Origin of the sequence: Micromonospora sp. WMMC250 (assembly GCF_027460215.1) — a bacterium.
Classification (GTDB): domain Bacteria; phylum Actinomycetota; class Actinomycetes; order Mycobacteriales; family Micromonosporaceae; genus Micromonospora; species Micromonospora taraxaci.
In genome coordinates, this window is sequence record NZ_JAPZBJ010000002.1 from 6,271,929 (window position 1) to 6,290,882 (window position 18,954).

General features: G+C 69.9%; 17 protein-coding genes. 7 read left to right on the top strand and 10 right to left on the bottom strand.

The window, feature by feature from the left end:
- Positions 1 to 23 precede the first annotated feature (23 nt).
- On the top strand, positions 24 to 1,388 hold the full coding sequence (gene cobA / locus O3438_RS28505) for a uroporphyrinogen-III C-methyltransferase (RefSeq protein ID WP_269682686.1): 1,365 nt from the start codon (positions 24 to 26) through the stop codon (positions 1,386 to 1,388).
- An 803-nt stretch (positions 1,389 to 2,191) separates the two neighbouring features.
- Here cobA and O3438_RS28510 read toward each other — a convergent pair.
- Positions 2,192 to 2,380 carry a DUF397 domain-containing protein gene (locus O3438_RS28510; protein ID WP_269682687.1) on the bottom strand — a complete coding sequence of 63 codons (189 nt, stop codon included), beginning with the start codon at positions 2,378 to 2,380 and terminating at the stop codon, positions 2,192 to 2,194.
- Entirely contained in the window at positions 2,377 to 3,231 is an 855-nt protein-coding gene (locus tag O3438_RS28515; protein WP_269682688.1) for a helix-turn-helix domain-containing protein, read from the bottom strand. Before O3438_RS28515 ends, O3438_RS28510 begins: the two co-directional genes overlap by 4 nt.
- Positions 3,232 to 3,856: 625 nt before the next feature.
- Here O3438_RS28515 and O3438_RS28520 point away from each other — a divergent pair.
- Positions 3,857 to 4,192, top strand: a complete 336-nt coding sequence (locus O3438_RS28520) for a hypothetical protein (RefSeq protein ID WP_442929746.1) — start codon at positions 3,857 to 3,859, stop codon at positions 4,190 to 4,192.
- Positions 4,193 to 4,496: 304 nt separating this feature from the next.
- Here O3438_RS28520 and otsB read toward each other — a convergent pair whose 3' ends face one another.
- From otsB to O3438_RS28540, 4 genes are all read right to left on the bottom strand, one after another.
- Complete coding sequence (gene otsB / locus O3438_RS28525; protein WP_269683783.1) at positions 4,497 to 7,061, bottom strand: trehalose-phosphatase; 2,565 nt, start codon at positions 7,059 to 7,061, stop codon at positions 4,497 to 4,499.
- Positions 7,062 to 7,102: 41 nt separating this feature from the next.
- On the bottom strand, positions 7,103 to 8,503 hold the full coding sequence (locus O3438_RS28530) for an alpha,alpha-trehalose-phosphate synthase (UDP-forming) (protein WP_088987997.1): 1,401 nt from the start codon (positions 8,501 to 8,503) through the stop codon (positions 7,103 to 7,105).
- A 143-nt stretch (positions 8,504 to 8,646) separates the two neighbouring features.
- Positions 8,647 to 9,033, bottom strand: coding sequence for a hypothetical protein (locus O3438_RS28535; protein WP_269682690.1), 387 nt, complete (start codon positions 9,031 to 9,033; stop codon positions 8,647 to 8,649).
- Positions 9,026 to 9,310, bottom strand: coding sequence for a hypothetical protein (locus O3438_RS28540; RefSeq protein WP_269682691.1), 285 nt, complete (start codon positions 9,308 to 9,310; stop codon positions 9,026 to 9,028). Before O3438_RS28540 ends, O3438_RS28535 begins: the two co-directional genes overlap by 8 nt.
- A 210-nt stretch (positions 9,311 to 9,520) precedes the next feature.
- Here O3438_RS28540 and ettA point away from each other — a divergent pair, with 210 nt between their 5' ends.
- The 4 genes from ettA (at position 9,521) to O3438_RS28560 (ending at position 13,100) form a co-directional block, all read left to right on the top strand.
- Entirely contained in the window at positions 9,521 to 11,197 is a 1,677-nt protein-coding gene (gene ettA, locus O3438_RS28545) for an energy-dependent translational throttle protein EttA (protein ID WP_269682692.1), read from the top strand.
- Between the two features lie 12 nt (positions 11,198 to 11,209).
- Positions 11,210 to 11,659: an acyl-CoA thioesterase gene (locus tag O3438_RS28550; RefSeq protein WP_269682693.1), complete on the top strand. Its 450-nt coding sequence runs from the start codon at positions 11,210 to 11,212 to the stop codon at positions 11,657 to 11,659.
- A complete protein-coding gene (locus O3438_RS28555; protein WP_269682694.1) occupies positions 11,656 to 12,384 on the top strand; it encodes a hypothetical protein in 729 nt (242 codons plus the stop codon). Before O3438_RS28550 ends, O3438_RS28555 begins: the two co-directional genes overlap by 4 nt.
- Positions 12,385 to 12,515: 131 nt before the next feature.
- A complete protein-coding gene (locus O3438_RS28560) occupies positions 12,516 to 13,100 on the top strand; it encodes a YbjN domain-containing protein (RefSeq protein ID WP_269682695.1) in 585 nt (194 codons plus the stop codon).
- Between the two features lie 22 nt (positions 13,101 to 13,122).
- On the opposite strand, the gene O3438_RS28565 is transcribed toward O3438_RS28560, so the two are convergent.
- From O3438_RS28565 to O3438_RS28575, 3 genes are all read right to left on the bottom strand, one after another.
- Positions 13,123 to 13,551 (bottom strand): globin, encoded by a 429-nt coding sequence (locus O3438_RS28565; protein WP_269682696.1) that lies wholly within the window; start codon positions 13,549 to 13,551, stop codon positions 13,123 to 13,125.
- Positions 13,552 to 13,676: 125 nt separating this feature from the next.
- Positions 13,677 to 15,056 (bottom strand): MFS transporter, encoded by a 1,380-nt coding sequence (locus O3438_RS28570; protein WP_269682697.1) that lies wholly within the window; start codon positions 15,054 to 15,056, stop codon positions 13,677 to 13,679.
- 232 nt (positions 15,057 to 15,288) lie between these two features.
- Positions 15,289 to 16,347 (bottom strand): mechanosensitive ion channel family protein, encoded by a 1,059-nt coding sequence (locus O3438_RS28575; RefSeq protein WP_442929670.1) that lies wholly within the window; start codon positions 16,345 to 16,347, stop codon positions 15,289 to 15,291.
- A gap of 388 nt (positions 16,348 to 16,735) precedes the next feature.
- Between O3438_RS28575 and O3438_RS28580 the strand changes: the two genes are divergently transcribed.
- A complete protein-coding gene (locus O3438_RS28580) occupies positions 16,736 to 17,272 on the top strand; it encodes an HNH endonuclease (RefSeq protein WP_030333470.1) in 537 nt (178 codons plus the stop codon).
- Positions 17,273 to 17,312: 40 nt separating this feature from the next.
- On the opposite strand, the gene O3438_RS28585 is transcribed toward O3438_RS28580, so the two are convergent.
- Positions 17,313 to 18,899, bottom strand: coding sequence for a DUF6194 family protein (locus O3438_RS28585; protein ID WP_269682698.1), 1,587 nt, complete (start codon positions 18,897 to 18,899; stop codon positions 17,313 to 17,315).
- Positions 18,900 to 18,954: the final 55 nt, after the last annotated feature.

The window sequence follows — 18,954 nt, forward strand, 5'->3', positions numbered from 1 at the left end:
GCCGCCCGCCTCGGTGGTGTGGCGTGACCTCCAACCCGTACCCCCTCGGTCTGCGGCTCGACGGGCGGCGGGTGGTCGTGGTGGGTGGTGGCGCGGTCGCCACCCGGCGCGTACCCGCGCTGCTGGACGCCGGTGCGGACGTCCTGCTGGTGGCACCGGAGCTGACCCCGGCGCTGCGCGCCCGGGCCGACGCGGGTCGGCTGCACTGGGTGCCGCGCCGGTTCGCGCCCGAGGACCTGGACGGCGCCTGGCTGGTCCAGGTCGCCATCGACGACCCGATCGCGGCGGCCTCGGTGAGCGCCCTCGCCGCCGAGCGACGGATCTTCTGCGTCCGGGCCGACGACCGGTCGGCCGCCACCGCCTGGACTCCGGCGGTGACCCGCCACGGCCCGGTCACTGTCGCGGTGCTCGGCGGCGGAGACCCCCGCCGGGCGATGACCGTCCGCGACGCGATCCGCGACCTGCTCGCCGCCCGCCTGTCGCCTGCCGCCGCGACCCCGACGCCCGACCGGCCTGCTGCCGACGCCCCGACGTTCGGCGGGCTCGGTGCCGCCGCTTCGACGGCGGGCGGTGCTGGTGGCGAGGCTCTGACGCCGGGCGGAGCCGGTGCCGCCGCTCTGGCGTCCGACACGGCTGGTGGCGGGGCGGCGACCGCTGGTTCTGTCGGCCGGGTGGCGTTGGTCGGATCGGGGCCGGGTGATCCGGAGTTGATCACCGTGCGGGGCTGGCGGCTGCTCACCGAGGCCGACGTGGTGGTCGCCGACCGGCTGGTGCCCGGGCTGCTCCTGGACGAGTTGCGCCCCGACGTGGAGCTGGTGGACGCCTCGAAGATCCCCTATGGGCCGTCGCGGGCCCAGGAGGAGATCAACCAGATCCTGGTCGACCGTGCCCTGGCGGGCGCCTTCGTGGTGCGGCTCAAGGGCGGCGACCCGTACGTCTTCGGTCGGGGCGGTGAGGAGCTGCTGGCCTGCGCGGAAGCCGGCGTGCCGGTGACCGTCGTGCCCGGGGTGACCAGCTCGATCGCCGCCCCGGCGGCGGCCGGGATCCCGGTCACCCACCGGGGGGTGGCGCACGAGTTCACTGTGGTCTCCGGGCACCTGGCACCCGAAGCGCCGGCGTCGCTGGTGCGCTGGGACGCCCTCGCCGGTCTACGCGGCACGTTGGTGATCCTGATGGGGTTGAAGAACCTCGCCGCCATCAGCGAGACCCTGGTCGCCCACGGCCGGCCGCCGCAGACGCCGGCCGCGGTGGTGCAGGAGGCCACGACGGGCACCCAGCGGGTCCTACGGTCCACGCTGGGCGCGGTGGCCGCCGACGTGCTCGCGGCCGACCTACGCCCACCCGCCGTAGTCGTGCTTGGCAATGTGGTGAACGCGCTCGACGGCTGAGGGGCGGGCGGGCTTCGGCGCTACTCCAGCGAGGATGAGGTCGTGCCTCTGGCGCAGCCATTCTCAGGTTCGGAAGGGATGATGCTCCAACCCCTGCACGACGCCAGGAAGACGACCACATCTTCCAAGACAGATGTGATGGGGTTCGATTGGTACCCCCACTAACGCCGGGCCGCGTCCGCGCCTGTGGAGCGATCTGAGACGTGTTCGCGTTGGCCTCACGCTGCGTGGATCGGTTACTCTGTGCAGGTCTTGCCGCCGGTTGCAACCGGCAGTAGGGCACAGGGCCTTCCCTAAATGTGTAAATGCAATTTTGGAAGCTGGAAGCCCTGGGGTGGGAGTCGCCGACGGACGCTCACCTAACTAAGCCTGTTCGCCGTTCTCAAGGTGGTCAAAGCGATACATCGGGTGCCCTGAAGGCACTCAGTAACACCTGAGATCTTGTGCAGTCGGTGCAGGAACTCAGCTTCACCAGTCATTGCGTACTGGTCGAGCTGAGCCCTGCGTGCCTCACTCGACCGGAGTGAGGGGCAGAGAATCGTGGGGCTCTCAATCCTTGAGCCTGTTCTAGCCGCGGGGCCTTGGGCGCTGGTAATCCTTGCCTTGGTGTACGCCGTGCCGAGGCTAATCGTGGCCGTGGTTGCACTGTTCAAGATCCCGCCGGAGCGACTTCCGGCGGTACTGAAGGCGCTCGGGGAACTGTTCCGCATCGGGTCATGGTTCCGCCGTGCGCCCTGACAGCCAACGGACGTCCACGAGAGCCGGGTGTGGTCACTGACGGTCACCACACCCGGCACCGATGTTCAGGCGTCGAACTTGCCGGCCTTGACGCCGCGAACGAAGCCGGCCCACTGGTCGGCGTTGAAGGACAGCACCGGTCCCTGCCGGTCTTTGCTGTCGCGGACCATGACGACCTGGGGCGGGGCGGCGACCTCGACGCAATCTCCGCCCCCGTTGCTCCGCGTGCTCTTCTTCCAGTCGAGCGTGGTCATGTCTGTTCCTCTGCGATTGATGCGATGAGCTTGCGAGACTGCGCCTCGCTGAGGGCTTTCTCTTCGGTGGCGGACCATACGTCTCCGTACGCCTCGACCTCCGCAGGCTTGTCGAGGTAGAGGGCACCGGTCAGTCCGTCGGAGTAGATGATCGATGGCTCACTGCCCCCGTCGAAGTCGAGGATCGTGAACGCCCCGTTGGTCATGCTGGCACGGTGCAGGTCGACGCTGAACGGCACCACCCGCAGCGACACGTTGGGCTGACGGCTGACCGTCACCAGGTGGCCGAACTGTTCAGCGTCCACTCCTCGGCGTAGGACAGCCTCGTCAAGCATGATGTCGACTTGGGGCGCGCGGGGTGTGGTGCGGGTCAACAGCGCTTGCCGGCCAAGTCGCACCGCGACGCCTCGGTCAACCTCTTCGGCGGTCATGTCGGGCCGTGCGACCTGGTAGACGCGGGTGGCGTAAGCCTTCGTCTGAACCAGGCCCGGAATCAACTGCGCTTCGTACTTCCGCAGACGAGTCGCGGCGGCTTCGAGTCCGACGTACAGCTCGAACCACTCGGGGATGGCGTCGCCGTAGGAGTGCCACCAGCCCCGCCCCTTGGTCTCCTTGGCAAGACCCATCAGAGCCTCGGTCAGTTCTGGTGACGCTCTGTAGACCTTGCACATCGCCTCCACGTCGAGCGACCGCATCGAAGTAGCGCCGGTCTCGATGCGCCAAATCTTCGGGGTCGACCACTCCAGCGAGTCGGCTGCTGCCTTGACGGTCATGCGCGCTTCCTCGCGGAGCTGCCGCAGATGCCGCCCGAGTTGCCGCCTCGGAACTGTCGAGCCGGTGTCAGTCGTCACTGACTACTTCCTCTCCGTGACTACATACCGGGCGGAACCTGCGCTCGATATGTAACACCTGTCGGCCACGCTTAGCAACGGAATCTATCAAGATGAAACCTGCTCTTGCGTTTCATCCAAAATGTAATATTGCATCTTTCTCGCTGCGAGTAAACGATGACGTTGGGTGTGGTGGCCGGATGACCGTGCGTGGCCCGGCTGCCATGCCCCTCACGCGAGGAGGGGCGGATGCGCAGGCGCGTTACCTACGACGAGTACGTCATGGCAGCAGCTCTGACCCTGGCAAGACGACATCGCCGGGTGTGGTCGTGGCAGAGATGGCGGAACGTCTGCCAATGCGGGAACGAACTGCCGTGCCGGGCGAAACACAAGATCCCGATCAACCGGGGCCATTGGCCGGGAGAGAATTCGTGACCACCCATGGGCCGATTCTGCCGATCTGGACCTGTGGCGGGTGTGGTGCGCCTTGGCCATGTCGTACCCGTCGCGCTGAGCTGCAAGCCGAGTACGACCGAGCCCCCGTGTCCTTGGTTCTCTACATGAGTTCGTGTCTGGTCTCTGCTTCGCAGGACATGGGCTGGGCCCCCGCAGGGCTGCTGCATCGGAGGTTCGTGGGGTGGCTGCCGTGAAAGCGGGTGACTTGCTCTACGTCACCCGAGAGGCCAGCGTGCAGTTCATCCACCCGATCAGATTCCGCGTGATCCGCGTGCTCGACTGGATTACCTACGACGGGTGGGTCTGGCTCGACGGATACGAGATCAATAAGAAGGGCGACGCGGTGGCCCGCCGATCAATCTTCGTCATGAAGGCCGGACTGCGGTCGGCCCCGGCACCCGTGACGGGCGGGCAATCGGGGCGGACGAGGGTTCCCAGCCTAAGCCGTATAGACGGGCCGCCCCGCATGTTGTCCCTGGGCGCGTGGGTCGCCTCCGAGCCGGCTGAGAACGCCTCGGACCGTTGAGCTGTGCCAGCGGTCGCCCCCTGTGGACGGTCGGCACCCAATCGACGTTGAACTGGTCACCGATGGCGCGCAGGGTGTGCCCGTTGGACCTCAGCCGGCCGATGCGTCTTGGATGACGGGCTCGGGGACGAGGATCGGCCGACCCAGCTTGACGCCAAACTCTGGCTTATCTGGAGGCTTGCGACGTAGCGGCAGCCCGCTCGGGTCGCAGGTTCCAGCCGGTGAAGCCACGGACTGGCGGAGCCGAAGCGACAAGGGGCCGGAGCGCTTGCGCTCCGGCCCCGTCCGTCACGCGTACGGCGAACTACTGCTTGAGCATGTTGTCCAGCAGCAGGGCACACCGGATCAGCCCAAGGTGGCTGTACGCCTGCGGGTGGTTGCCCAGGCCGCGCTCGGCGAGCGGGTCGTACTGCTCGGGGAGCAGGCCGGTCGGCCCGGCGGTGAGCACCATCTGCGCGAACAACTCCTCGGCGTCGGTGCGGCGGCCGGTGCGCAGGTACGCCTCGATCAGCCACGCCGTGCAGATGTGGAAGCCGCCCTCGCGGCCGGGCAGGCCGTCGTCCCAGTGGTAGCGGTAGACGACCGGGCCGCTGCGAAGGTCCGCCTCGATCCGCAGGACCGTGGACAGGAAGCGCGGGTCGTCACCCGGGAGCAGGCCGGAGAGCCCGATCCAGAGCGACGAGGCGTCCATGTCCTCGTCCCCGTACGCGACGCTGTACGCCTCGACGTCTTCGTGCCAGCCGTGCTCCAGCACGTTGGCGCCGATCCGGTCGCGCAGGTCCTTCCACTCGGGCCGGTCCTCGCCACCGTGCTCGCGCATCACGTGCAACGCGCGGTCGACAGTCATCCAGCACATCACCTTGGAGAAGACATGGTGCCGGGGTGGCAGCCGCGCCTCCCAGATGCCGTGGTCGGGTTCGTGCCAGCGCCGACGGACCGCCTCGACCATGTTCTCCAGGACGCGCCACTCGTCGTCGCGTACCGAGCCACGAGCGTCGGCGACGGCCGCGATCAGGTCGGCGATCGGCCCGAAGACGTCCAGTTGGAGCTGGTGGTTGGCGAGGTTGCCGACCCGGACCGGCCGGGAGCCGGCGTACCCGGGCAGCGTGTCGATGACCGCTTCCGCGCCCAGCTCGTACCCGTCGATGGTGTAGAGCGGGTGCAGCCGTTCGGGGTGACCGCCGGTGCGCTCGATGCAGCCGTCGACCCAGCGCAGGAACGCCTCGGCCTCCTCGATGGAGCCCAGGTCGACGAGTGAGCGGGCGGTCAGCGCGGCGTCGCGCAGCCAGCAGTAGCGGTAGTCCCAGTTGCGGACGCCGCCCAGCTCCTCGGGGAGCGAGGTGGTCGCCGCGGCCAGGATCGAGCCGGTGGCCTCGTGGCAGAGCCCGCGCAGGGTGAGGGCGCTGCGCGCGACCAGCTCGCGGGAGGTGGACGGCAGCCGCAGCGAGGCCACCCAGTCCTTCCACGGCTGTTCGGCGGCGGCCTGCCGCTCGTGGATCGGAACCCGGTGGTGCTCCAGGCTGTGCGTGCCGAAGCGCAGCTCCAGCACGACCTGCCCGCCGGCGGCGGAGAGGTCGACGACCGCCTTGGCGGTCTCGTACCCACCGTCGTTGCGGACCTCCCACTGCAGGCCGGGCGCGTAGAGCGCGACCGGCTCGTTGGAGCCGAGCACCAGCAGACCGTCGCCGATCGGCTGCAACTGCACGGCGACCTGACCGAACTCGGGCCGCGGTGCGAACTCGACACGCGCCTTGCCGCTGCCGGTGAGCACACGGACCAGTGTCGAGTCGCCGGTGATGACCGCCGGGCTGTCGTCCGGGGTGGTCTCCCGGGCCGGCTTGTCCAGCCAGTCGGTGACGGTGAGCCCGGACCACCGGGTCTCCACCGTCATCGTGCCGGAGCGGTAGCGCTGGCCCAGCGGGATGCCGCCGCGTTCCGGGGCGACGCTGAAGTGACCGGCCGGGCTGCCGCCGACCAGGTCGGCGAAGATCGCCGCCGAGTCCGGCTTGGGGTGGCAGAGCCAGCTCACCTTGGCTTCGGGGGTGAGCAGGGCGACGGTACGACCGTTGGACAGCATCGAGTGCCGTTCGATCGGCACCGCCCGTTCGCCGAACAGCCAGTGCCGTCGGGTCTCCAGCAGCAGCGCCAACGCCCGCGCGGCCTCCAGCGGGTCGCCGACCCGGTAACCGGCCTGGGTGTCCCCGGGGCCGATCTTGATGCCGAGGTCGGGGCCGTGCAGGTGGCCGAACGCGTTCTCGTCGGTGATGTCGTCACCGATGAACAGCACCGCGCTGGCGGCGAGCTGGGTGCGTAGCTGGTCGACGGCGGTGCCCTTGTGGGTGGCCACGACGGAGAGCTCGATGACCTCCTTGCCCTGGGTAACCGTGACACCGTCGAAGGTGGCCGGGCCGTTGCGGACCGCCTCGATGGCGGCGGCGGCCACCTCCGGGTCGATGCCGCGGGTGTGCATCGCGACGCTTGCGGGTTTGCGTTCCAACCGGATGCCCGGGTGGTCGGCGGCGATGTCGCGGAGCGCGTTGCGGACCCGGGTACGCACCGCGACCAGCTCGGGGGAGAGCCGCTCGACGAAGCCGATGTCGAACTCGGAGCCGTGGCTGCCGACGAGGTGCACCTCGCTGGGCAGCCGGGAGAGCGCGGCCAGGTCGCGCAGTGCCCGGCCGGAGACCACCGCCACGGTGGTCTGCGGCAGCGCGGCCAGCGCGCGGACGGCGGCGACCGCCTCGGGCAGTGGGACGGCGGTGCTCGGGTCCTCCACGATCGGCGCGAGTGTGCCGTCGTAGTCGCAGGCGACCAGGAGTTGGGGGACCCGGGCGATCCGCCCGATGGCGGCGCGCAGCTCGGGGTCCATCACCCCGGTGGCGATCGCCGCCCCATCGTTGACGGACGTGTTCACTCGGCCTCCGCCTCCGGAACTCCGAGCTCGGAGAGGAAGGACTTGGCCCAGTGGCCCACGTCGTGGGTACGCAGGTGACGTTGCATTGTCCGCATCCGGCGGCGCGCCTCGGTTTTCTCCACGTGCACTGCCCGGAGCAGGGCGTCTTTGACCGCGTCCGGGTCGTGCGGGTTGCACAAAAATGCCTGGCGAAGCTCGGTGGCGGCGCCGGCGAACTCACTGAGCACGAGCGCGCCACCCTGGTCGGCACGTGATGCTACGTATTCCTTCGCCACGAGGTTCATCCCGTCTCGCAGCGGGGTCACCATCATGACGTCGGCAGCAACATACATCGCGGCCAGTTCACTGCGACTGTACGACTGATGCAGGTAATGCACGGCCGGCACGCCGACCCTGCCGAACTCGCCGTTGATGCGACCGACCTCGCGTTCCACCTTCACGCGAAGTGCCTGGTAGTGCTCCACGCGCTCGCGACTGGGTGTGGCCACCTGGACCATGACCGCGTCGGGGACTGTCAACTTTCCGTCAGCCAGCAGCTCGCGGAAGGCCTTGAGTCGCAACTCGATGCCCTTGGTGTAGTCCAGCCGGTCCACCCCGAGGATGATCGTCTTCGGGTCGCCCAGCTCGGCGCGGATCTGCTTGGCCCGCGCCTGGATGGCCGGGTCGGCGGCCATCCGCTCCATCTCCTGGGTGTCGATCGAGATGGGGAAGGCGCCGGCCTTCACCTGCCGACCGTCGACCTGGATCATCTGCCCCTCGTAGCGCAGCCCGAGCAGGTGCCGGGCCAGCCGGACGAAGTTCTGCGCGGCCAACCGCTGCTGGAAGCCGACCAGGTCGGCGCCGAGCAGGCCGCGCAGGATCTCGGTACGGAACGGCATCTGCATGAACAGTTCGATCGGCGGGAACGGGATGTGCAGGAAGAACCCGATCCGCAGGTCCGGACGCAGCTCACGGAGCATCGCCGGGACCAGTTGCAGCTGGTAGTCCTGCACCCACACCGTGGCGCCCTCGGCCGCGACGTCCGCCGCGGCCTCCGCGAACCGGGCGTTGACCAGGCGGTACGCCTCCCGCCACCGGCGCTTGTAGGCAGGTGTCTCCACCGCGTCGTGGTAGAGCGGCCAGATCGTCGCGTTGGACTGGCCCTCGTAGTAGCGCTCCAGCTCCTCGGCGCTGAGCGGAACCGGGTGCAGCCGGATCCCCTCCAGGTCGAACGGGTCGGGGGCCGGGCCGGTGCCGCCGGCCCAGCCGACCCAGGTGCCCTGGTGCTCGGCGAGTACGGGATGCAGGGCGGTGACCAGCCCACCAGGGCTACGCCGCCACTGCCGTCCCTCGGGTGTGCTCACCTCGTCGACCGGCAGACGGTTCGCCACTACGACAAAGGAGCTACGGACGGTCACGATCGGCCACCTCCAGGTACTGACGGGTCCACCGCGATGAGCGTACTGAGCGTAGCTGCGGCGTCTTGTGCCTAGTGCCGGAGTCTCCTACCCGCCTCCGTCTGACCGAACCCCTAAGGTGATCTTCTCGACAGCCGAGCTGGTCAGAGGTCGATGATCGGCCATTCCTTCGGCAGCACCTCGCCCAGCAGTTCCCGCCGATCCGTCATGATCGGCGTCAGTGCCCGAGCCGCCTCCATCGCGGCCTGGGCCAGATCCATGCCGCCCAGGGTCCGCGACCAGCCGCCCAGGATGGCGCACATGTCGTGTTCCACCGGAGTGACCAGGACCTGCCCCAGGTCGCCGAGGATGTCGAGCAGTGGCCAGCCGTCGCTGGTGACCTGGCGGTACGCGGCTGCCAGGCACAGCGCCGGGATGATCACGCGCTGCCCCTTGTCCGCGACTTTCGCGATCTGCTCCCCGACCGCCTCCGTGCCTTCCGAGTAGGCGAGGAGACATCCGGTGTCGAGGACGAGGCCGGCATCAGTCACGAATGACCATCTGTCCGCGAGACGCCTCGGCCAGCAGGGCGGCCGCCTTGGAGCGCAGTTCAGGGGTGATCTTCGCGTGTGCCTCGTCGAGCTTTCTGCCCGCCTCGGCGAGGCCTTCGTCGGTAAGCCGGAAGCCCACCTGTCGAAGCGCCCGTCGTGTGCGCTCGCTGGCCATCCGCTGACGAACGGAGTCGGCGATGAAGGCGGAGACGTTGGCTTCCTCGGCCAGTCGCTCGGCCACGTCATCTGGAACGCTGATGGCGATCTTCTTGGTCATACTCGAAACGCTAGTTGGTGATACCGGGCCGGGCAAGGAGGCGCGCCTGCGTACTCCCGGGGCGGGGTGATGTGGGCGAAGCGCGTCGTACCTGTCAGGATTGACGATGGCGTGCGCGCGGCCGGCTCCCGGCCGGCGGCGGCGGGCGGTCCTCGCAGCCCGCGCCGCGCCGCCGATCAGCGACAGCAACCGACGGAGGTAGCCCGCACCGTGGCCCAGTACATCTACGTCCTGGAAAAGGCGCGCAAGGCGCACGGCGACAAGGTCGTGCTCGACAACGTGACGTTGAGCTTCCTGCCGGGGGCCAAGATCGGTGTGCTCGGTCCGAACGGCGCCGGTAAGTCCAGCCTTCTCAAGATCATGGCAGGGTTGGACAAGCCGAGCAACGGCGAGGCCCGGCTCATGCCCGGCTACACCGTCGGCATGCTCGCCCAGGAGCCCCCGCTCAACGAGGCGAAGACCGTGCTCGGCAACGTCGAGGAGGCGGTCGCCGAGACCAAGGCCAAGCTGGAGCGGTTCAACAAGATCGCCGAGCAGATGGCGACCGACTACTCCGACGAGCTGATGGAGGAGATGGGCAAGCTCCAGGAGGAGCTCGACCACCTCGACGCCTGGGACGTCGACTCCAAGCTCGAACTGGCCATGGACGCGCTGCGCTGCCCGCCGCCGGACGCCGACGTGACCCAGCTCTCCGGCGGTGAGCGTCGCCGGGTCGCCCTCTGCAAGCTGCTCCTGGAGGCGCCCGACCTGCTGCTGCTCGACGAGCCCACCAACCACCTGGACGCGGAGAGCGTCTCCTGGCTGGAGCAGCACCTGGCGAAGTACGCGGGCACCGTCATGGCGATCACCCACGACCGGTACTTCCTCGACAACGTGGCCAACTGGATCCTCGAGCTGGACCGTGGCCGGACCTACCCGTACGAGGGCAACTACTCCACCTACCTGGAGAAGAAGGCCGCCCGCCTGGCCGTCGAGGGCCGCCGCGACGCCAAGATGAAGAAGCGCCTCACCGAGGAACTGGAGTGGGTCCGCTCCAACGCCAAGGCCCGGCAGACCAAGTCGAAGGCCCGCCTCGACCGGTACGACGAGATGGCCACCGAGGCGGAGAAGACCCGCAAGCTCGACTTCGAGGAGATCCAGATCCCGCCGGGCCCGCGCCTGGGCAGCACGGTGATCGAGGCGCAGAACCTCAGCAAGGGCTTCGGCGACCGGCTGCTGATCGACAACCTGTCGTTCTCGCTGCCGCGCAACGGCATCGTCGGCATCATCGGCCCCAACGGCGTCGGTAAGACCACGCTGTTCAAGACCATCGTCGGGCTGGAGGAGCCGACCAGCGGCCAGGTCCGGGTCGGCCCCACCGTGTCGCTGTCGTACGTCGACCAGAACCGTGAGGGCCTCAACGGCGACAAGACCGTCTGGGAGGTCGTCTCCGACGGGCTGGACTACCTGATGGTGGGCAAGGTCGAGATGCCGTCGCGGGCGTACATCGCCGCGTTCGGCTTCAAGGGACCGGACCAGCAGAAGCCGACGAAGGTGCTCTCCGGTGGTGAGCGCAACCGGCTCAACCTGGCGCTGACCCTGAAGATCGGCGGCAACGTGATCCTGCTCGACGAGCCGACGAACGACCTGGACGTGGAGACGCTGTCCAGCCTGGAGAACGCCCTGCTGGAGTTCCCCGGCTGCGCCGTGGTCATCTCGCACGACCGGATGTTCCTGGACCGCGTCGCCACGCACATCCTGGCCTGGGAGGGCGACGACCAGGACCCCTCCAGGTGGTTCTGGTTCGAGGGCAACTTCGAGGCGTACGAGAAGAACAAGATCGACCGCCTCGGCGCGGAGGCCGCCCGGCCGCACCGGGTGACCTACCGCAAGCTGACCCGCGACTGACCGGCGGAAACGGTGTCCGACCGGTTCGTCTACCACTGCACGCTGCGCTGGTCCGACCTGGACGCGTACGGCCACGTCAACAACTCGCGCTTCCTCACCCTGTACGAGGAGGCGCGGGTGGCGTTGATGTTCGCCGGCGGCCGGGCCTGGGGGGTCGGCTCGTTCGCCGACGGGGTGGTGATCCGTCGGCACGAGGTCGACTACCTGCGCCCGGTCGACTACGCGTTGGGTCGGGCCACGGCCGAGGCCGCGCCGACCGTCCGGATCGAGCTGTGGGTGGAGGAGATCCGGGCCTCCCGGTTCACCGTCGCCTACGAGCTGTACGACGGTGAGGTGCTGGCCAGCCGTGCCCGCTCGGTGCTGGTGCCGTTCGACCTGACCCGACAGGTGCCCCGGCGGATCACTCCGGAGGAGCGGGACTTCCTGCTCACGTACGCCCCGCAGGGCGGAGGTCCGGTGTGACCCGGCCGGGCACGGCGGAGCCGGGCCGGGCGGGGGTGACTCCGACACACGGGGTCGCCGGGGTGGCGGACGCCGGCGCCTTTCTGGCTCGTCTGGTCCGCTTGGATCCGCTCGCACCGGTCCGGCTGCGGCCGGCCGGCGGCCCGGACCGGGTCGCCCTCTGGGCCCGGCTGCCCTGGCAGGTCCTGGTGGTCCGCACGGTGACCGGCGGGCCGGCCGAGGACGTCACGGTGGCCGCCGCCGAGTTGCTGGCCGAGCTGGAGCGTGGTGGCGCGGCTCTGCCGACGCGTCGGGACGCGCAGTGGCGGTGGCCGCTGCCCCCGGCGCGGAGCAGGCAGGTGGAGGTGCTGCCCGTCGGCGAGCTGCGCCGGATCGCGCAGGCGGCGGCGGGCACCCTGCGGACGGCCAGCGAGCAGGGGGTCGCGGGCCGCGCGGTGGGCCAGCGTGCCCTACGCGACGCGCTGCTCGACCATGTGGCGGTGGTGGTCACTCCGGAAGACGCACCCGCCGTCCCGGTGGAGGTGCCGCAGCGGCTGGTGCAGGCGGTGGTTCGGATGGGCTTCCTCGGCGCCGCTGACGGCCCGTCCGCCGGTTCCGGCGAGCCCAACGTTCAGGTGCGGGTGGCGGGTCGCTGGGTCGGGCTGGTGGGACCATACGGAGCCGCATGGTCGCAGAAGGCCACGGATCTTGCCGTAACACCCCTGAGTACTCGTCCGAACGGATGACCCCTGGTCATTCTTCTGGGCTGGGGCGGTCGTTGGGGGGGTGCCTCAACTCGGCTGTCCGGGTACCGTCCATCCTCGGATCCAACGCACCGTAGGCGGCTGGATCCGCTGGGGAGTGAGGTGCGCGAGCGATGCCGTGGTGGTCATGGCGCCCCGGTCCCGCCGACGGCGGCGATCCGGAAACCCGAAGCGGGATCACGATGGAAAGCGCGGTCCGAATCGGGCCGCCCAGCCCTCGCCAACCGGGCGACGACTGCCCGGCCAACGAGCGGCCCCTACTGACCGAGATGCCCGCCACCGTCGAGCCGGTGAGTCTGCGCCGGGTCTGCGACGCACTCGACCTGCTCGACGTGCGCTATCTGGCCGACGGCGACGGCAACCTGCTGGCCATGTGGGAGCGGCACGCCGTGCTGGTCACCCTCGAAGGGCCGGAGGACGAGATCCTGGTCATGCGGGCACGCCCGCACGCCACGGTTCCGCCGGACTGGGCTGACCGGGCGTACCGGGTGGTGAACGAGTGGAACCACACCCGCCGGTTCTGCAAGGCGTACATCGGCGACCCGACCGAGCGGGGGCAGCTGCCGATCTACGCCGAGCTCCAGGTGCCGCTCGGTGCCGGCACCCACGACGCGCTGTTGGTCGAGATGCTCGACTGCGGCGCGGCGGTGGCCACCAGCTTCGTGGACTGGCTGCACGACGAGGGCGCGCTGCTCTGACGGAGCGGGCGCGCCGGCCGGGTCAGACGCCGTTCGCCGGGTCGTCCTCGACGTTGACCATGAAGTACGCGGCCCGCTCCAGGTAGTCCCAGAGCGTGGCGTCGATCTCCGGCTCCAGGTCGAGCCGGTCCACCGCGCGGCGCATGTTCCGCAACCAGGCGTCCCGCTCGGCCGCGCCGATCCGGAAGGGCGCGTGCCGCATCCGTAGCCGCGGGTGGCCGCGCTGTGCGGAGTACGTGTTGGGGCCGCCCCAGTACTGCATCAGGAACAGGGTCATCCGATCCGCGGCCGGCCCCAGGTCTTCCTCCGGATACATGGGCCGCAGCAGGGGATCGGTGGCGATACCGGCGTAGAACTCGTCGACCAGCCTGCGGAAGGTGGGCTCGCCGCCGACCGCTTCGAAGAGGGTCATCGACGCACCAGGACGGTCGGATTCACCTGCGGGGTTCACCGTTCCATCCTGCCAGGTGCGCTCCGAGCCGACCCGACCCGCACGGCGTGCGTCGGATCACGCCGGGTCGACGGACCCGGATGCCCTGGACTGCTGGCCCGGCCGGGTCGCGTCGGCCCGGCGAATCAGGTGACCGCGTGGCGGCGGTGTCCGTCGCCGGAACGCGGCTCGGGAGCGCCGGCCGTGCCACCGTCGCCGGGGCGCCCCGTGCTGTGAGGTGCTTCGGTGTTGGCCGCCGACGCCTCGGCGATCGCGTCGTCCACGGTCTGCCGGTCCGGCCACCTCAGTGTGGCCACCGCCATGAGCACGACGCCGGCCGCACTCCAGAGCCCGACCACCACCGGGATGGGGAACCGATCGGCGAGCAGCCCGGTGGCCAGCACCGCGAAACCTTGGATGACCTGCACGCCGGTGGCCATCACACCGAAGGCGCGGGCGCGGAAGCCATTGGGCAGTGCCTGGACGAACAGCCCGTTGGCCATCGGCAGCATGCCGGCGACCGCGAAGCCGCAGAGGGCGGCCAGCAACGCCACCACCAGCGGTGGCGGGTTCAACAGCGCCGGCACCAGCGCCAGCGGGGCGAAGACCGCGAGCGGCCGCATCAGCTTCATCCGGCGTGTCGGCCCGAAGAGCCGGCTCACCAGCAACCCGCCGAGGATGAAACCGACCGGGTTGGCCACCATGATCACCGCTTGGGCCGCACCCGTGCTCAGACCACCCTTGGCACCCTCGTTGGCCCAGGCTGCGGCGAGGCCCTCGGGGACGATCGAGAAGAGCATGGCGCTGAACACCAGCACCGCGATCGACCGCAGCACCGGAGTGCCGAACACGATGGTGAAACCCTGGCGGGTCTCCCGCAGCAGATGGGTGCGGTGTGCGGGGGCCATGGACGCCGGCCGGTCCCGAACGCCGAGGCGCACCAGCAGCGCCGACAGCGCGAACGTCGCCGCGTTGAACAGCAACGCGACCTCCGGGTCGATCGAGGCGACGGCGGCGCCGAACACGTACCCGACGACCTGGGCGGCCTGCCCGATGCTGCTGTTGAGGGACAGCCCGAGCACCAGCCGGTCACCGCTGAGCATCTGCGGCATCAGGGCGGACTTCGCCGCCTGGCTCGGCGGATTGGCCAACGTCGCCGCGAAGATCAGCGCCAGCACCACCTGGTAGGGCAGGGCGGGGATGGCGATGAGCAGCATCAACGCCATCCGGATGACGTCACACGTCACCATCACCCGTCGGTACGGGTATCGCTCCGCGAGCGCGGCGAGCACGGGACCACCGAGCAACCAGGGCAGGAAACTGACGGCGAAGGCGGTCGCGGAGAGCGCGACGGACCGGGTCTGCTGGTAGACCAGCAGGGTGACGGCCGCCTTCGCGACGTAGTCGCCGACCCAGGAGAGCGCGCCAGCAACGAAGACGGCCCGAAACTCGTGCTGGGCGAACACCTCGCGAAATGTGGCGGGGCCTTCCGCGGAAGGTCGCTCGTCGGGCACCGTCGCCTCCATCGGCCCCGGTCGGCCGCTCGTGGCAGCCCGGCCGGAAGCACTCGTCAGATCTGCGGATCAGCGAGGATGTGATCACGCCCCGGCGGGAACGCGTGCCCCGGATTCTGCCCGATCGTCTGACAACTAGCTAGGGCGAACGGATCGATCGTCGCTTCCCCGACTGAACGAACGGACGATACCTGAGGGGCCAGGCGGCTCGCGACCCCTGCATCGGCGGCCAGTGTCGCCTGGGTCAGGTGGCGCCGCCCTGACCGGTCTCGTTGTCGGACAACGGCCGGGTCGGCAGCCCGGGAAAGATGCGGGCGGCGGCGATCTGCGCGGTGATCCCCGAGTTCTCCAGCGCCTCCGCGAGCCGCCGACGCAGCTCCCGGCCCACCGCGAACTGCCCGTCCGCTGTCGTCTTCACCACCGTCCGGATCACCGCCCCGTCGACGGTCACCTGCTCGACACCCAGCACCTCCGGCGCCTCGACGATCTCCGGCGAGAGCTCCGGGTCCACCGCGACCGAGGCCGCGGCGGTCCGCAGGACGGCGGTCGCCTCCTCGGTGCTGTTGAACCCGATCGGCAGGTCCACCACCACCAGGGCCCAGCCCTGGCTCTTGTTGCCCACCCGGATGATCTCGCCGTTGCGGATGTACCAGAGCACCCCGCGACCGTCGCGGACGGTGGTGACGCGCAGACCGACCGCCTCGACCACGCCCATCGCCTCACCCAGGTCGACGTTGTCGCCCACGCCGTACTGGTCCTCGATCAGCATGAAGAGGCCGGCGATCAGGTCCTTCACCAGGCTCTGCGCGCCGAAGCCCAGTGCCACGCCGGCGATCCCCGCGCTGGCCAGCAACGGAGCCAGGTCGAAGCTGAACTCGCGCAGGATCATCAACAGGGCGATGCCGAAGACGAACGCGGTGGTCAGACTGCGCAGCACGGATCCGATCGCCTCGGCCCGCTGCCGTCGCCGTTCGGGCACGAACTCGGCCGGGTCGACCGCCGCGCTGGGCACCCGTTCGCGCAGCGGGCGCAGCATCGTCGGCACCGCGCCGTCGGTGGTCGTCCGGACCAGCCGGTTGATCGTCCGGTGCACCGCCCAGCGGGCCACCATCGCCAGCGCCAGGATCAGCAGCACCCGTAGCGGCTTGAGCAGGATCCAGTAACTGCCCTCGGCGAACCACGCCGACCTGGTCAACTCGTACAGGAACTCGCAGGAGGAACTGCCCTGGCAGTTCACCGAAACGGTGTCGGACAGGGCAAGGGGCGTCACGCTGGCGGCACTCACCCTGTCTTCGTACCGCAAGGGGTCGGAGGGTCCGCCGCCGACCCACCGGCCGGGTGACCTGTCGCAGTGCTCGGCATGCGGCCGCTGTCGCGAACACCGCCGGCCAGCCAGGAGGGGAGTGGTCGGCGACGGCCGTCGGGCGTGGATCCGGCGGTACGGAGGCTGACCACGGTCTCGGAAAGTACCCGGCAACGCCGGACTTCTCCCAGGTCGGCGTGGCGATGGGGTCCAACGCGGATGATCCTCATACCTCATGCGGGATTAGTACGTGCAATCCGGGGTCCGATCAGGGACTATTGGCGCAACGGACGTCGGTGATCGGCCCGACGTCGACCGGTTGGGCCGTTGTGCCCTGCCCCGGTCGGCGGCGGTTCCCAGCAGCCGCTGAACCGGGAGGGTGATCGCGATGCCTGACATACGACCCACGGTGGGCTCCGGCGCGTTGGTCCTCAACGCCACCTACGAGCCGCTGTGTGTCGTGTCGGTGCGCCGCGCCGCGATCCTCGTCCTCTCCGCCAAGGCAGTCTGCGTCGCCGACGGCGACGGCATCCTGCACAGCGCCCGCGACGCGCTGCCGGTGCCGTCAGTGGTCCGGTTGACGCGCTTCGTCCGGGTGCCCTACCGCACGCACGTCGGGCTGTCGCGACGTGCGATCTTCGCCCGGGACGGGTGGCGGTGCGCCTACTGCCGAGGTCCGGCAGAGACCATCGACCACGTCTTCCCGCGCAGCCGGGGTGGCCGGCACGCCTGGGAGAACGTGGTGGCAGCGTGCGCCCGCTGCAACCACACCAAGGGTGACAAGACCCCGGCCGAGATGGGTTGGCGGTTACACGCGTTGCCGGCCGCGCCGAAGGGCACCGCCTGGCGGGTCCTCGGGCACCGCGCGCCCGACCCCCGCTGGGCCGACTGGCTCGACCTGCGCGAGCCCGAAGCCGCCGCCTGATCCCTCGTCGCGGCCCGGATCGAAGCGAATACCCACCGGCTCACTCCTGCCGGTCGACCGTCCGGCGTGCCGCGCGTTCGTGCCGCTCTGCCGCGCGGGCGTGCGCGACGGCGAGCAGCCGGTCGATCTCGGGCAGCATCTGCGGGCCGGGCATGACGACGCTGCCGAAGGCGTACAGGGCGTAGGAGGGGTGCGGCAGGAGGGTGTCCAGCCGGGCGAAGTCGAACGCGTCCCGGTGGTCCTCGAACGCCTTGGGCGGAAAGCCGAACAGCCGCTCGAACTCGGCCCGACCCAGGTCCAGGTTGAGCCGGAAGACCCCCGGTCGGTCCAGCTCGGAGGCCTCGTCGAAGCCGGGCACGTCGTGCTCGACGATGGTGGCGAACGGCTGACGTCGGTCCGGACCGACGTAGAAGAACCGGTCGCCCCAGGCGCCCTCCGGCGAGCCGTTCTCCTCGCTCGCCACCACCTGCTCGGCGCCGGGGAGCGCGAGGATGCGAGCGGCCAGCACGCTCGGGTCGACGCCGGTCGGGATGTGCAGGACGGCGTCGGCGTTCTCGACGGCTGCCTGATCCAGTGGGAAGTAGCGGTAGTCGTGCTCCCGCCGTTCCGCTGGACCGATGTCGGAGGCTCGGACATAGCCGGGGAGGCCGACCGTCTGCTGGAGCCTGCCCTCGTAGGTCGACGCGGCGGGTGCCGCGATGTCGAGCGCGGGGCTCACGCCGACGCTGCCGACGATCACCGCGTACCGGTCACCCAGCAGCGACGCGACGATCGCCCCGGCACCCGCCCACGACATCTCCGTTCCGCCCATCGTCATCGTGCTTCCGTGACGCTGGAGGTGCGTGTTGTGCGCGAAGACCAGCGTCGGCCCACGGTCTGCCTCGGCCGCCCGGATCGCGAGCAGGTTCTCGGCCATCAGCGCGTCCCGCACCCCGGCCAGGCGGGCGAAGCGCTCCCCCGGCGGCAGTGGCGCGGCAGCCGTGGCGTGGTAGCGCAGCAGGGCGACCGCGGACGTGGCGTGGACGAATGCGGCCCGCCAGCCCTCGGCTCGCCGGGGCGCCTGGAGGTACAGCTCGGTCAGCAGGTCGTCGGCGATCACCCGCAGCCGCTGGGCGTCGGTCGAGCGCCCGACCGACCTGCCCGGCTCCCAGATCGCGGCAGTGTCGCTCCACCGCGCCTCGTCCCCGACGAGGGCATCGATCTCCTGTTCCCGGTCGATACCGAGGAAGTGGCACACCCGGGTGAGGTGGCGTCGCGGACTCGGGGCGCCCTCGATCTCCAGCGGGGCGTCGAAGCCGTGGAACCTCAGACGCTCACGGTCCGGCCGCCCGGCGTTCCACTCGCGCATGCGCAGCAGCAGGTCACGGTTGGCCGGTGCGCTGCCGAACCCGTGGCTGAAACCCTCGGTGAGCGCCCGGTCGAGCGGCACGTCCGCGCCCTGGACGAACTCGTCAGCGACCAGTCCCGCCGCCCGGTCGCTCTCCAGCGCGATGGACCGGTAGCCATGCTCGGCCAGCGTCAGGAAGGCCTCGTTGCGCAGCTGGAGGAAGGCGGACTCGCCGTGCGTCGGCTCGCCGAGCGCCAGCAGGGACGGTGACCCGACGAGCAGGTCGAGAAGGGTGGTCATTGCATCAACCGTATCGTTGAACCACCCGTTTAAGCTTTCCAGCGAAGGAGCGCGG

Bases quoted from the DNA above. Each gene is read 5' to 3' on its own strand.
- O3438_RS28510 (WP_269682687.1), bottom strand. From the start codon at position 2,380: ATGACCACGCTCGACTGGAAGAAGAGCACGCGGAGCAACGGGGGCGGA.
- otsB (WP_269683783.1), bottom strand. From the start codon at position 7,061: ATGGACCCCGAGCTGCGCGCCGCCATCGGGCGGATCGCCCGGGTCCCC.
- O3438_RS28540 (WP_269682691.1), bottom strand. From the start codon at position 9,310: ATGACCAAGAAGATCGCCATCAGCGTTCCAGATGACGTGGCCGAGCGA.
- O3438_RS28560 (WP_269682695.1), top strand. From the start codon at position 12,516: ATGCCGTGGTGGTCATGGCGCCCCGGTCCCGCCGACGGCGGCGATCCG.
- O3438_RS28570 (WP_269682697.1), bottom strand. From the start codon at position 15,056: ATGGAGGCGACGGTGCCCGACGAGCGACCTTCCGCGGAAGGCCCCGCC.
- O3438_RS28580 (WP_030333470.1), top strand. From the start codon at position 16,736: ATGCCTGACATACGACCCACGGTGGGCTCCGGCGCGTTGGTCCTCAAC.
- O3438_RS28585 (WP_269682698.1), bottom strand. From the start codon at position 18,899: ATGACCACCCTTCTCGACCTGCTCGTCGGGTCACCGTCCCTGCTGGCG.